Raw genomic sequence first — 14,044 nt, forward strand, 5'->3', positions numbered from 1 at the left:
CGGAGTTGATGGAGAGGGCGAGAAGCCCACGCTCCCCTGCTGGAGGCGGTCCACGAGGTCGCGGCGGAGCTGGTTGAGGGCGGAGAGCGGGAAGTGGCAGTCGCCGATGAGTTGGTTGTCGAGCGAGGCGAGTTCGTAAGGGGTGTCGCCGAGACGGGAGAGCTGTTTGGTGAGGGTCTCAGTGGTTAGGGGATGTTTGGAGGCGGGTTCGAGGTTGATGGTGGAGGTGGTGGCATGACCGTCCCGGTCATGCACCGGTGCGCTCCGCTCGACCGGAATGGATCCAATTGATCCTTCAGGATTTTTTTGGGAGCTATGATCCGTCCCGGTGAGGGATGGGGGCGGGCCATTGTGGTGGGAAGAGGGTTTGCCCTGTTCGGCGGGGCGCTGGGGTTCATGACCGGGACGGTCATGCCACTGCTTGGCGCTGAGCACGAGGGGCTCGCCGGGGCGGCCGGTGACGGTGATGTGGAGAGGCTTCTTCTTTGGGGTGAGTTTGGCGTTTTGCCAGAACTTGCGGATCTCCGATTCGAGGGCGGGATCGGAGGTTTTGTAGAGGGTGATGCCGGGGCGGATGCGGTCGAAATTGATGCCGCTGAAGGTGCGGTGGAAGATGATGCGGTCGTTCTCGATTTTCCAGATGCGCGCCCCTTGTTCGAGGTCGCGGTTTTCTCCGGCGTCGAAGACGATGCCATCTCCGGCTTTGAGGGGTGGGGTTTGCTCGGATGGGGGGACGTCGAGGCGGATCCAGCCGTTCTGGGCTTCGGTGATGGTGCCGAGGAGAGGGCCGCGTTTTTTCCCGAAACGTCCGTGGGTGAGGTAGGGGTGGTCGGTGCCGGCGAGCCAGCCGGTGGTGAGGCCGCGGGAGAAGGTCATCTCGAGGGCGTAGCGGTCGGCATCGGTGATGGGAGACTCGTGAACCGTGGCATGACCGTCCCGGTCATGACCTTCTTCAGCCGGGAGGGCTCCATTATCGCCCTTAAAGCTCGTCGAATGATTCAGAATGTAAGTCTTCTGATTTGCGTAGTCCCTCTCTCCACGGATGAGGTGATCATAGGATTCGTCCTGCCAGAGATCGCCCGTTCTTGAGAGTTGCTTGTTGATTGCGTGTGAGGTGAAGGACTTCCAAGAATGGAGGATTTCAGAGAGTGTGTTCTTTCCGAGGGGTTTGAAGATCACGTGGACGTGATTCGACATGATGGCCCATGCGTGGAGCTCATAGCGGTCGCCATCGAAGTGCTTTAGGGCGTTCTCGACGACGACGGCATATTTTCGATTTCCCAGAAGACACGATCCGTGGCCTTGTTCGAGTGCCCTTTCGAGATGTTCGGAATAGGCTTCATGCAAACGCTTCTCTGCATCGCGGATGAGGGAGGGATCTTCTTTTAGCCGGGCATTGTTTAGAACTTTGGTCGCGTTGGCTTTGGCGTTCAGGTAATCAGTTAACGCAGTTTTTGGGAGGGAGTCGTTCTGGCGGAAGGTGACGGCATAGGTGGCTCCACCGGCGGTCCAGTGGGGCAGGTTGGAACCTTTGCGTTTGGTGATGCTCTGGGGGGTCATGACCGGGACGGTCATGCCACTGTTCGGGCTGGCGCTGGATGAGGTCATGACCGGGACGGTCATGCCACGCGTGGCATCAATTGCTTTGCGATAGACGCGGGTGACGGCGGCGACGTATTCGGGGGATTTGAGGCGGCCTTCGATTTTGAAGGATTTGACGCCGGCTTGGATGAGCTCCGGGATGAGGTCGACGGCGGCGAGGTCCTGGGGGCTGAGGAGGTAGCGGTGCTCGCCGAGGTTCTGGATTTTTCCATCGACGAGGATTTCGTAAGGCATGCGGCAGGCTTGGGCGCATTCGCCGCGGTTGGCGGAACGCTGGCCGAGGGATTCGCTGGTGAGGCACTGGCCGGAGTAGGCGACGCAGAGGGCACCGTGGACGAAGACTTCGATGGGCGTCGCGGTCTCCGGAGAGGTGGTGATTTTGGTGATCTCCTTGATGGAAAGTTCGCGGGCGAGGACGGCACGCTCCATGGGGAAGAGGGACTCGACGAATTTGAGGCCATCGGGGGAGGTGATGGTCATTTGGGTCGAGGCGTGGAGTTCCACGTTTGGGGCGATTTCCCGGGCCATTTTGGCGAGGCCGAGGTCCTGGATGATGAGGGCGTCGACTCCGGCGCTGGCGACGAGGCGGAGTTGGCGTTCGGCGGCTTCGAGTTCGCCGGTGAAGATGAGGGTGTTCATCGTGACGAAGCCTTTGACGCCGTGCTGGTGGAGGAAGTCCATCAGCTCGGGGAGGTCGTCTTCGGTGAAGTTGTCGGCGCGGAGGCGGGCGTTGAAGGCAGGGAGACCGAAGTAGATGGCATCAGCACCAGCCGCGACGGCGGCGCGGGCGCAGTCCCAGTTTCCGGCGGGGCTGAGGAGTTCGGGTTCGGTCATGGGGGATTGAAGCCTCAGCAGTAAAGACTTCAAGGGCGTTTGAAGACTTCGAGGCGGAAGAATCGCCGACCGTTAGGTTGCTCGTTCCAGATTTGAATCTCGTCAACGAAGCTCGTGCTGATGTTATTTTGGAGGAAGGTGTTGATGGAATCGGGAGACTCACCCCTTTTGAGGGTGAGAGAGTAGCGGCTCTGCTGGGCAAGATCGACGCCAAAGGTCAATCTGACGTTGCCGTTGGGCTGACGGAAGATGCGGAGATGATGAGGGTGTTCGAGGTCGGCGGAGAAGGGATCGGTGCCGATGGCGGCTTCGATGCCGGCTTGGACGCCGTCACCGTCGGTATCCGTTTCGAGGATGAGGTCGACTTCATCGAAGCTGCCTTGAAATTCGGTCGCCCCCATATCGATGGAAGAACCGACGATGCGCGGGCTGCCTGCGAGATCGAGGGGGTAAGAGTTGATTGCGCTGTTTCCGGCGTCGATGAATGGAGAATCGGAGGCGAGCCGGAGGTTGCTATCGCGGAAGGTGTTGACGTCGCTGAAGTCTTCAAAGCTGAGGATGATGGGCTTGGCAAAACGGGGATCGCTCGCGGGAAGGAGGCCGTTGAAGTTTCCGCTGCCGACGCCCGTGAGGTCATGACCTTGAAGCACGGATGAGAAGTATTGATCCGAGGGTTCGATGCTGTTGATTGAGTTGTCGGGACTGAAAGCATCTCTCACTTCGCCGATAAAACCGCGGTGAAGGTTGTTCCATACAATACTGTTGTTCAGGATGAGGTTGCTGTCTGAGCGCCGGAAGATCGCGCCTCCGGTTGAGGCTCGATTGCCGGAAAGGGTGAGATTCGTTGCCGTGATCCCATGGAACGAGTCGATTTGGAAGCCTCCTCCCGAGGAGGCTTCGTTGCCTTTGAAAAGTGAGTTGCTCAGAGAGCCCGAACTCTGCCAGAGGATGGCTCCGCCGAAGAATATTGTAGCGTCGTTTCCGATAAAACGGCAGTTCCTGACGTCATGGTTGCCGTTTTGGAAGCGAATGGCGCCGCCGCCTGAATCTGCGTCCAAAACTCCGCCGATAACAAAGGCAAAGCTGTTTCCATCGAAAAGGCAGTGATCAATCAATGTGCTGGTGTCCGAGATCTGCATCGCGCCGCCGCCGTGCGCGCCCGTGCTTGTGACGGCTGAGTTTCCTTGCAGTTCTGAGCTTTCCATCGTGAATCGAGCCTTCTCGACCAAGATGGCACCAGAGCTTCCACCAGAGCTTGAGTTTTGGGAAAAGCTACTCTGGCAGATCGAGGCAAAGCCATCGAGAAAAGCGAGGGCTCCACCACGGCCTGTGGCGGTGTTCTGGCGGAATGTGGAGTCTTCGATCATGGTGGTGCCGGTCGGCGAGTTGAAGATGGCACCACCAAGGCCGGAACGAGTGCCTGAGGGGTCATCCGGCGGGCCGGAGGCGCGGTTCGAAACGAATTCGGAATTACCAAGGAAAAGGCTGCCGCCGTTGTCGACGGCCCCGCCGAAGCGAGCTTCGTTGAACTGGAATTTGCAGTCCTCGATGGAGGCCGAGGCACCCTGCTGGATGGAGATAGCCCCGCCGCTCCCATTTGCGACCAAACCGTTCTCGAAGGTAAGTCCGCGCAGGGTGAGCTGAGGGCCAAAGGCACGGAGTTCGGCAATACGAATGCTGCCAGTGGTCAAGGCATCTCCTGAGATGCGGACGGAGTGGACACGCTGGGGCGGGAAGGCGACGGTGAGCATGCTTGGTCCCTCGTTGAGGCTTCGCGCACCATTGCGGAAGTTCAAGGTGGACGAGCGCCAAGTGACTTGCCCGCTGCGGTTGATGAGCTCGACGGTGAGATTGCTCAGCCTACCCGTTTCGGTGGTGCCGGGACGATTGATGATTTGGAGCGATCCGAGGGTGATATCGCGATTGAAATTGGCTCTCCAGAAAAGTGGGTCGCCCGGTTCCGCGAAGGGCCCCTGACTATCGGGGATAGCCTCGGAGAAAGTTGAGGGATTGCCGTCGAGCGCGAGGGAGGCAGCGAGTCCGTTGGGGGTTGCGCTTTGAGTGGCGGTGGAACCGGTCGTGCTCGTGATGTCAATCTGGGTGTCGTTGGTGGAAAGGACGATGGCACGGGAGGCAGCTTGGGCATCGATGTGGATCGGATTCGCAAGTGCGGTGGCGTCAATGGTCAGCCTCTTATTGATGAGGAAATTGAACTGAACGAGGGGAATGCGGCTTCCGCTGAGCGCCGGGGCAAAGGTGATGAGCGAGCCATCCGGTGCGCCGGTGACGGCCTGACGCAGGGTGCCGACTGCGGCGAGGGTGTCGCTGGCGCTTTGGACGACGATGGGTTCCTTTCGCAGGGCGAGGCCATAGATGTGGAAGGTGGGTGAAGACGGCGTGGGCGCGGTGATCGAGATGGTGCGTGTCGAGGCCGTGGCGGTGAAGTTGTATTCGATGAGGAAACCGGCCTGTTGGCCGAAGGAATGCTGGTCGAAGACCATGCTGTCGGCACCGCTGGAAAAGGTTGCGGTGCGGAAGCCGATGGCATCTTCCCAGCCGACGGCGAAGATCGTGGCGGTGTATTCGACACCAGAGCTGAGGCCCTCAAGAGTGATGGTGCGGTCCGGTCCGCCAAAGAGAAAATTCGAGGCGATGGAAGCGCTGCCATCACTTCCGCTGGTGAGGTTGTTGATATCCGGGATGGTGGCGGTGCTTCCCGTGAAGCTGAAGCTGCCGGGGTTCGATGGGGTGACTCCCGAAATGCCGAACACAGAAACGCCGTTGACGGTGGTTGAAGCTGTTGATCCGAAGCGATAGGCCCACTGATTGGTGATGGGGTCAATGCGGCTGGTGGCATCTCCATTCCACGCGCTCGCTGTGAAGCCTGCGGCGGCGAGCGGCGAGGTCGGAAGGAGGCATACGATGGCGAGGAGGGAGACGTGAGTGCGCATGTCTAAGTTTTGGGAATGAAGGAAATGAGGAGGGCCAATCTTGATGCGGGCAGATACCGTCCCAATTGGCGCATGAATTGATCGGATGTGCCGACAACGAGCATCATCGGGTGGCGGTCATCTTGTCATCTTTCGTTCTGTCGGTGCATTGCAGCAGTCATTCCGGAATTTCGAGAGCCGAGCCTTTGGACTTCCCGCGGATCGAGCCGTGCGAAGCGAGATATTCGGGTCGGTAGAGGCTAGGCTACTACGAATTGTGCCGCAACTCGATTCTTGCCTGGAGGTCATTCATGCCGGACTCATCCGCCATCGGTGATGGATTCCAATCAATGGTTTGGATCCGTATAAGTTCAGAGAGTGTCGGGTGTTTGGGAGACTTTTACCCGTCGTGGGCAAGCCTGCAGATTGACCGAGCAGGTCAGATATTATTCCGTGCAACTTTCATGTGAAGAAGGGGTTCATGGTCTTTGAACCATGTTGGCACAAGCAAAAGACGAATGGACGGTGGTCGAAGCGGCGCATTTGATGCGACGGGCTGGGTTTGGCGGGTCACCGGAGGAAATTCAAAGAGTCCATCAAATGGGCCGGGAGGCGGCGGTGGAGGCATTTTTGAATCCGCGGGAGCCGATGGATGCCTTTCCGCTACCCGCTTGGGCGGATCCCAAGACGGCATTTGTGGCGATGAGGGAGAATTTTGCCGAGAGGCGGAAGGCCCGAATGGCGGCGGAGCGGGACAAAAGTGAGGCGGCTCAGAAGGAATTCCGGATGCAGCAGCAAGAGGCCCAGCGCGAAAGCCGACGTCAGGGTTTCGAAGGGCAGGGATGGTGGTTTGGACGGCTGATGCATTCGCAAGCACCGCTGCGTGAGAAGATGGTCTTGTTCTGGCACGACCACTTTGCGACCTCGATTCAGAAGGTGAAGCAGCCGGCGCTGCTGCTGAAACAGAACCAGCTTTTCCGGGAGCATGCTTTCGGGGACTTCAAGGCGCTGACGCATGCGATGCTGAGAGATCCGGCGATGATGCTTTATCTCGACACACAGGCATCGGTGAAGGGGAAGCCGAATGAAAACTTTGCGCGTGAGGTGATGGAGTTGTTCACGCTGGGCGAGGGCAATTATTCGGAAAATGATATCAAGGAGGCGGCGCGTGCCTTCACGGGGTATCGATTTGATCGTCGTGAGGGGAAAGTGGTTCACTTCAGTGGCCAGTGGGATGATGGAGAGAAAACGGTATTCGGAAAGACGGGGAATTTCGATGGCGATCAGGTGATCGATCTCTTGTTCGAGCAAGATGCGGCGGCCGAGTATCTGCCGAGGAAGCTGTGGAGATATTTCGTCGAAGACGAGGTGCCGGCAGCGATCAGCAAGCGCTTGGCGAGAACATTCCGTGAGAGCGGCTTCGAGGTGGAAGCGGTGTTACGTGAGATCCTGCTTTCGCGTGCCTTCTACGACAGCACAGTGATTCGGAATCAGATCAAGAGTCCGATTCAGTTCCTGATCCAGATGTCGCGAGAGCTCGAGCTTGAGGAGTTGGCACCAGGTCACGTGACCGTCGCGCAAGCGCAGCTCGGTCAGGTGCTTTTCATGCCGCCGAACGTGGCGGGCTGGGACTGGGGAAAGGCATGGATCAATACCAATACCCTGCTCAGCCGCTATAATATCTCCGGGATGGTCACGAAGGGCGCGGAGCTGACCGGCCAGGAGGATGAGGGTGGCGATGACATGATGATGGAGATGGCCAAGGAGGCGAAGGGACCGATGGCGAGGATGATGGCGCGTGGAACGAGGAGTTGGGACGGGCCGGATTATGAAAAACTGGCACCCCGTGCTTTGCGTGAGGAGTCGGAGAAGCTGGTCGATGCTCTGGTCGCGAGGTTTTTCCAGGCGGAGCTTGGGAGCAAGCAGCGTGAGACTTTCGTCGAGTACGCCAAGGCAAAGAAGGGCGCGGTCTTTACCAATCACGAAGTGGCGGAGCTCTGTCATCTGATGATGAGCACACCGCATTACCAGCTCGCTTGAGGCTCGCTGGAATTTCCAATGATCAATTTTCCAATTTTAAAACGATGAAAACGAGACGTGAATTTTTGAGGTCGACGGTGCTGGGGGCATCGGCGACGTGGACGGTGCCGATGTTTGTCGAGCGGACCTTTGCGGACATGCATGTCGCGGCCAAGGATCTGGCAACACAGGCGGTGACCGGGAAGGATGATACGATTCTCGTCGTACTTCAAATGGCGGGTGGGAATGATGGCCTGAACACAATCGTCCCGTTCGAGGATGATGCCTATCACAGCGCGCGCCCGCGTCTGGCGAAGAAGGAGAAGGATCTGATCAAGTTGGCGGACGGGGTCGGGTTGAACAAGTCGATGCCGTATCTCGGCAGTTTGTACAAGGAGGGGGACCTTGCGGTAGTGCAGGGGGTGGGCTACCCGAATCCCAATCGCTCGCATTTTGTTTCGACCTCGATCTGGGAAACCGCGGATACGGCGAACCGCTCGAATACGGGGTGGATCGGTCGCTATTTTGACAATGCCTGTCCGGGATCGGATCCGACGGTGGGGATTTCATTGAACAAGACCCAGCCGGAGAGTTTTGGTGCTTTGAAGAATCCGGGGGTTTCGCTGAGCTCGCCGGAGCTCTACCGCTGGATGCACAGTGGTGGTGAGATGGCGGAGGCGGAGAGGTTCTTTGACTCGCTCAACTCGCCGGATGCGCCCGTGGACGGAGCGTCGATCGACATGCTCGGCAAGCCGGGAGGTATCGTGGGAGAGGACAATCTGGCCTTTCTTGAACGGGTGGCGATGGATGCGCGGGTGTCTTCAAAGACGGTGCTGGAGATTGCGGCGAAGCACCGGACGAGTGTCAAGTATGGTGCGACCCCGATTGCCCGCAGCCTGAACATGGTCGCGCGGATGGTGGCGGGGGGCATGCCGACACGTGTCTACTATGTGAGCCACGGCGGCTTCGATACGCACAATCAGCAGGTCAACTCGCATGACCGTCTGTTAGGTCAGCTGGACGATGCCTTGAAATCATTCTTTGCCGATCTCAAGGAGCAGGGAAATGCGGATCGTGTATCGTTGATGACTTTCTCGGAGTTTGGCCGGAGGGTGAAGGAGAACAATAGCGCCGGCACGGATCACGGGCAGGCATCGTGTTTGTTTGTGGCAGGGGCAGCGGTGAAAGGTGGCATCTATGGCAAGCAGCCGAGTTTGACGGATCTGGAGAAAGGTGATCTGAAGCACTCGGTCGATTTCCGTCGGGTTTATGCGACGGTGCTGAAGGATTGGATGCGAACGAATCCGGAGCCGATTTTGAAGGGGCAATACGGGACGCTCGGGTTCATGGGGTGAGGAGAAAGTGATTCAATGAGGTGCTTCGGGCTTTGGGGAACAGGGGCCAGGGGGCAGGGGTAAGAAAGGCAGAAGACGCTGTCGCGACCCGATGCCTTTTGCCTTTCTGACCACTGCCCCCTGAATCCTGTACCCCAAAGCCGGAAGAACCAGCGATCGTACGATGAAGCTGGCAGCCTAGGCTGCGGTCGTTAGGCTGCGGGCGTGCTGGATGGTCCGTGGGAACTTGCCTTGGCGCTGTTGGCAGCGTTTTGCGTCGGTGTGTCGAAGGCAGGGTTCAGCGGGGCCTCTTTGTTGGGGGTGGCGATGTTCACGCACCTGTATGGTGCGAAAGCACAGGCGGGTATGGCGTTACCGCTGCTGATCTTGGCGGACATCATCGTCTATCCGGCATTCCGCAAGTATGGGACATGGAAGGATGTGTGGCGCTTGCTGCCGGCCGCTTTGGTCGGCTTGGCGATCGGTTGGTGGTTGTTGGGAAATGTCTCTGAGTTGGTGGCGCGGCGGACGATTGGAGTGGCGATCCTGCTGATGCTGGCATTGCAGGGTCTGAGAGCGGTGAACCCCGGGCTGCTGGCAAGGATGGCGGACCACCATGCCTTTGGCACCGGTGCAGGCGTGGCGGGTGGGGTGACGACGATGCTCGCCAATGCCGCAGGTCCGGTGATTCAACTTTACCTGTTGTCCCGCCGCTTGCCGAAGATGGAGATGATCGGCATCGGTGCGCGCTTTTTCCTGCTGATCAATCTGATCAAGGTGCCGATCAATGGTCAGCTCAATCTGATCAATGCCGAGACGCTGATTGAAAACCTGAAGCTGGCTCCGGGGATCGTGGCCGGGATTTTCATCGGGAAATGGCTGCTGCTCAAGGTGCCACAGCGCGCTTTCGAGTGGATGATTCTGGCCTTCGCCGCGTTCGCGGCGGTGCGGATGCTCAGCTGAGTTTCAGCGGTGCTGCTGAAGGGCCTGCCAGTTCTGGTAGGCCATCATGCCGAGGAAGATCGGAAAGATGAAGCTGCCGGTGCGGGTGAACATCAGGATTGCGGCGCCAATGGCGACAATCATGCTGATGGTCAGGGTGAGCTTGATGCGTTTGGGGCCGAGAACGGTTTCCATCAGGCGGCCGCCGTCGAGTGGGAGCACGGGAATGAGGTTGAGGATTGCCCAGAAGAAGCTGATCCAGATGATGAAGGTGACGAAGACCGAGATCAGGGTCGCGGGCAGAGGAGCGAACATCGAGATCGCCAGAGCAATGAGTCCGAGCACGATCTGGAAGAAAGGACCGGCTGCGGTCATCAGGAAGTTCTGCTTGCGGTTGAAGGAGCCGGGTGGGAAGGCGGCATAGCCTCCAAAGGCCTGCAGTGTGATGGCGGTGGGGGCACCGAAGGAGCGACCGACCAAGGCGTGGCCGAGTTCATGGACGAGAATCGAAATGAAGCCGGCAAGGACGAACAGGCTGAGCACGATCAGGCCGTCGGAGGTGGCACCTTCGCTCACGCTGAGAGCACCGATGAGGATCAGGCTGATCCAGAACCAGGGCTGGATTTCGATCGGGATGCCGAAGAGGGAGAAACGGACCATGTGGGCGGAGGTCTTACGCCGGGAACGCTTGGGGGCAAGCTTGAATCGCTGGGGCGGCTGGAAAGCCGCCTTGCCCACTCATGGCGCTCGGGAGAGCGCCACTCCAAAAAAGAAGCCGCCCGGCAGATCGGGGGACGACCTGCCGGGCGGCTCACACACACACGTTTGGGGGAAAACGGTGTCCTGTTAATCTTCTTGCGAAGGCACCCGTGGGGGGCGGGACGGGCGGAGAATGGCGAAATCCGTAAGACTACGCAAGGAGATTCTTCGCTCACTTGAACAATTTATTCAAAAAGCTTGGGGGATCAAGGTTTCTGGCCTCACCGGCGTGAGGGAAAGGGTTGCTGTCTGACCTCGGCCTGGAGGCCCAGGGGAAATCAGGCCTTTTTCTTGGCTGCTTTCTTGGCGGGGCGTGGTGGAAACTCAAAACCGATTTTGCCGGTTTTCGGATCCAGCACGAGGAAGGCGTCGAAGGGGCGCTTGGTCTTGTTCGAGATGAAGCCTTTGATCAGGTCGGTCTTGCCGTCCTTGATCAGCTTGAGGGTCTGCGCTTCTTCGATCTCCCGCTGGAGGATGGTCTTGCCGAGTCGGAAACCATCGGGGTCGTTCTTGGTTTTGATTGCAGGAACGAGGTAGGCCTTCTCGGTGGCGTAGATTTTGATCTCTTTGCCGTCGCGCTCGATTCGGGCAATGATCTGGTCGTCTGTTAGATCATCGAGTGATTCCTTTTCGTCCTGATCGAAGACGAAGTTAATCTTGAACTTGTCGTCGAGTTCGAGGGCTGCGTCGAAGGGTTTGTTGAATCTTGAGCGGAAGCCTTCGAGAGGTCCGACGAACTTGGTTGAGAAAAGTTGGCGGGCTTCTTCTTCGGAGATCAAGCGGCTGGCGATGTGCTTCTTCGAACGGAAACCGCAGTCCGGCTCCTTGCATTCGTAGGTGGCGTCGGTCTGCTTGAGCTTGGTGGCGCCGCACTTCGGGCAGGGTGCGTTGAGATCAGGGAAGGTACGACTCTTGAGTTCGGAGGCGAGGCTCTTGGCCTTGTCGACGATTTCGGTCGTGTAGTTCTTGATCTCCTGCATGAAGGCATCGCGGGCGAGCTGGCCCTGCTCCATTTGGTGAAGTTTGTATTCCCAGTCGCCGGTCATTTGCGGCGAGGCGAGACCATTGATGTCCATCTCCTGAACGATTTTGATCAGGCGCATGCCACCGGCGGTGACGTGGATCGGCGAGCGGCCGCCGTCGCCATCGCGGACGATGTATTTCTGACGGATGAGGGCTTCAATGATCGCCGCGCGGGTGGCGGGAGTGCCGAGGCCGCGTTCGGACATGGCTTCGGCAAGGGCTTCGTCATCGACGAGTTTGCCGGCACCTTCCATGGCGGAGAGGAGGGTCGATTCGTTGAAGCGGGCGGGTGGTTTGGTCTCTTCGTCGCGGACTTCGATTTCCTTGGTCGCGGCGGATTCTCCAGGGCTGACGACGGTGAGGTCGTCCTTGCCGGAAGCGATGCCTGGTTTGCGGCCGTAGACGGCGAGCCAGCCGGGATTGACGAGGACGCGGCCTTCGGTTTTAAAAACGTCGGTGATGTCCGCGGTGGTGATTTTGGTGAGGCGGGTCGTCTGTTCGAACTCGGCGTTCGGGTAGAAGACCGCGATGAAGCGCTTCACGATCATGTCGTAAAGTTTTTCCTCGGCATCGCTGAGTTTCACGACGCGACCGGTCGGGATGATGGCGAAGTGATCGGAGACCTTGGCGGTGTTGAAGATGCGCTTCGACATGTGAAGCTTCGGTCCGTTCGCCGCGCCTTTGAGGACGGCCTTGGCATACTCGGCGACGGGGAGGCCGGAGTTGCCGATCTCGGCCATGGTTTCGCGGACGGTCGCCATGTAGTCCTCGGGGAGGTAGCGCGAATCGGTCCGCGGGTAGGTCACCATCTTGTGCTTCTCATAGAGTGCCTGGGCGAGTGAGAGCGTGCCTTTGGCGGAGAAGGGGGCTTCGCGTTGAAGGGTGGTGAGGTCGTAGAGTTGGGGAGGGATCTGGGTGGAAGGACGCTTGGTCTCCTCGATCACGCCGGTCTTGCCGTCGCAGCGTTCCTTGATGGCGGTGGCTTGGTCGCGGTCCCAGATCCGCTCTGGGCGGGAGTGCGGCTTTTCGGCGTTCTTTTTCCAAGACTCATCGAACCAGCGCCCCGGGTAGTCACCGGCCTGCACGCCGAAGGTGCCATGGACTTCGAAGTAGCTTTCCGGTTTGAAGGCACGAATCTCGGCTTCGCGTTTTGCCAAAATGGCGAGTGTCGGAGTCTGGACGCGGCCGGCGGAGGTGATGTTGAAGCCGCCGTGGCGTGAGTTGAAACAGGTCAGCGCGCGGGTGGCATTGAGGCCGACGAGCCAGTCGGACTCGGAGCGGCAGCGGGCGGCATCGGCGAGGTCCTGCATTTCTTCCTCGGGGCGGAGGCGTTCCCAAGCGTCGAGGATGGCCTGGTTGGTCATCGACTGCATCCACAAGCGTTTCACCGGCTTGTCGATTTTGCCGATGTCCATGATGTATTGGAAAATGAGTTCGCCTTCGCGGCCAGCGTCACAGGCATTGACGATGGTGTCGACGTCCTTGCGTTTGGCAAGTTTGAGGACCTGGCGGAGACGTGGGGCAGTTTTTTCAACCGGATCGAGGTCGAAGGTGTCGGGAATCGCGGGAAGGACATCGAAATTCCAAGGCAGTTTGTTGCCTTTCGGGCCGACGGGCATGCGCAGTTCGACGAGGTGGCCGACAGCGGAGGTGATGATCGCTTGATCGTTCTCGAACCATGTTTCGCGGGCTTTTCCCTCTTTGTTGAACTTGCCGAGGACTTTCGTCAGCGATTTGCTGAGGTCGGTCATGACGGAGGGTTTTTCGGCGATGATCAGTGTTTTTCCCATGCAGGTGTCAGAGTGGTCGGTGAGGAGCCACTAGCGGGGGGAAGGGCGGCTTGGCAAGGGGATTCCCGATTTGGGGTCGCGATCCCCGTAGGGGATGAGTTTTGGGGTGCGGTGGGAATGGAGGGGTTGGCGGAGTGGGTAAGACGCTGAGATGTAGGAGAATTGGAGGACGGTGGTAGAGCCCTGAAGGGGTGCCGCAGAGGCGAGTTCTTTGCCGAGGCTTCGAATGGGAAACCATCCGGCATGATCCCGTTCGGGGAGGCGGACACTCATTAAGTGACCACTTCTTTCTGAAGTTGTCTTGCGGTGTAGAGACGCTCGGGCTTGGGGGCGAGCTCAAGTCCGCGCATCGGTCGGGCACCGTGGCGGCGGGTGGCTGAAAAATGCTCTCGGCAGGCGGCAAAGGCCTGCTCGACAAAGTCGCGACTGCCGATGACGAGGCCGTCGGTGAAATAGCGCACGCGACATCGGAGATAGGTTGCCCGATCGAGGCGGCCGCCTTTTTTCAGAACTTTCAGCGCGGTTTCTCGGGGGACTCGGTCCCTCGTCGCGGCCGTTCCGGGTCGGCTTTTCTCGCGGGCGAGTTGCTCGGCTTGCGCGGCTTCCGTTTCCGGCAGGCCGAAAAGCCAGCAGCGCCAGCGTTGGAGGCTTTCTTTGTGGGTTTTCGGACGCTGGTTGTCAGGCAGTCGCCCACCGTGCGGTGCCAGCGAGTTGAGGAATGAGACGGCCTGGCGGGCAAGTCGTCCGCCGGCGAGGGCTTCGGCGTAGCCGCACCAGCGGTAATCGGCGGGATCGTCACAGAGGCTGGCGC

At 59.1% G+C, this 14,044-nt stretch carries 7 protein-coding genes and 1 pseudogene; 3 read left to right on the forward strand and 5 right to left on the reverse strand.

Going from position 1 to position 14,044, the window contains the following annotated elements; translation table 11 throughout:
- Together WBG04_RS20820 and WBG04_RS20825 are read right to left on the reverse strand one after the other, a co-directional pair.
- Positions 1–2,436 (reverse strand): DUF3656 domain-containing U32 family peptidase (locus WBG04_RS20820; protein WP_424316655.1); only part of this gene is annotated, 2,436 nt, incomplete at its 3' end.
- A gap of 29 nt (positions 2,437–2,465) precedes the next feature.
- The gene (locus tag WBG04_RS20825; RefSeq protein ID WP_424316656.1) at positions 2,466–5,387 is read right to left on the reverse strand and encodes a choice-of-anchor Q domain-containing protein; all 2,922 of its coding nucleotides are present in this window, start codon (positions 5,385–5,387) and stop codon (positions 2,466–2,468) included.
- Between the two features lie 474 nt (positions 5,388–5,861).
- On the opposite strand from WBG04_RS20825, the gene WBG04_RS20830 reads away from it, so the two are divergent.
- The 3 genes from WBG04_RS20830 (at position 5,862) to WBG04_RS20840 (ending at position 9,682) form a co-directional block, all read left to right on the forward strand.
- Positions 5,862–7,406 carry a DUF1800 domain-containing protein gene (locus WBG04_RS20830; protein ID WP_424316657.1) on the forward strand — a complete coding sequence of 515 codons (1,545 nt, stop codon included), beginning with the start codon at positions 5,862–5,864 and terminating at the stop codon, positions 7,404–7,406.
- Positions 7,407–7,450: 44 nt separating this feature from the next.
- Positions 7,451–8,740 carry a DUF1501 domain-containing protein gene (locus tag WBG04_RS20835; RefSeq protein WP_424316658.1) on the forward strand — a complete coding sequence of 430 codons (1,290 nt, stop codon included), beginning with the start codon at positions 7,451–7,453 and terminating at the stop codon, positions 8,738–8,740.
- Positions 8,741–8,944: 204 nt separating this feature from the next.
- Complete coding sequence (locus WBG04_RS20840) at positions 8,945–9,682, forward strand: TSUP family transporter (protein ID WP_424316659.1); 738 nt, start codon at positions 8,945–8,947, stop codon at positions 9,680–9,682.
- Positions 9,683–9,685: 3 nt separating this feature from the next.
- On the opposite strand, the gene WBG04_RS20845 is transcribed toward WBG04_RS20840, so the two are convergent.
- From WBG04_RS20845 to WBG04_RS20855, 3 genes and pseudogenes are all read right to left on the reverse strand, one after another.
- Complete coding sequence (locus WBG04_RS20845; protein WP_424316660.1) at positions 9,686–10,321, reverse strand: site-2 protease family protein; 636 nt, start codon at positions 10,319–10,321, stop codon at positions 9,686–9,688.
- Between the two features lie 377 nt (positions 10,322–10,698).
- Positions 10,699–13,233: a DNA topoisomerase III gene (gene topB, locus WBG04_RS20850; RefSeq protein WP_424316661.1), complete on the reverse strand. Its 2,535-nt coding sequence runs from the start codon at positions 13,231–13,233 to the stop codon at positions 10,699–10,701.
- A gap of 272 nt (positions 13,234–13,505) precedes the next feature.
- A pseudogene (locus WBG04_RS20855) lies at positions 13,506–14,044 on the reverse strand (hypothetical protein); the annotation flags it as partial.

The sequence above is a fragment of the Haloferula sp. genome (genome assembly GCF_049672945.1).
Taxonomy (GTDB): domain Bacteria; phylum Verrucomicrobiota; class Verrucomicrobiia; order Verrucomicrobiales; family Akkermansiaceae; genus Haloferula.

What these genes read in the sequence shown, in the direction of transcription:
- WBG04_RS20845 (WP_424316660.1), bottom strand. Translation starts at nt 10,321, where the DNA reads ATGGTCCGTTTCTCCCTCTTCGGCATCCCGATCGAAATCCAGCCCTGG.
- topB (WP_424316661.1), bottom strand. Translation starts at nt 13,233, where the DNA reads ATGGGAAAAACACTGATCATCGCCGAAAAACCCTCCGTCATGACCGAC.
- WBG04_RS20835 (WP_424316658.1), top strand. Translation starts at nt 7,451, where the DNA reads ATGAAAACGAGACGTGAATTTTTGAGGTCGACGGTGCTGGGGGCATCG.
- WBG04_RS20830 (WP_424316657.1), top strand. Translation starts at nt 5,862, where the DNA reads ATGTTGGCACAAGCAAAAGACGAATGGACGGTGGTCGAAGCGGCGCAT.
- WBG04_RS20825 (WP_424316656.1), bottom strand. Translation starts at nt 5,387, where the DNA reads ATGCGCACTCACGTCTCCCTCCTCGCCATCGTATGCCTCCTTCCGACC.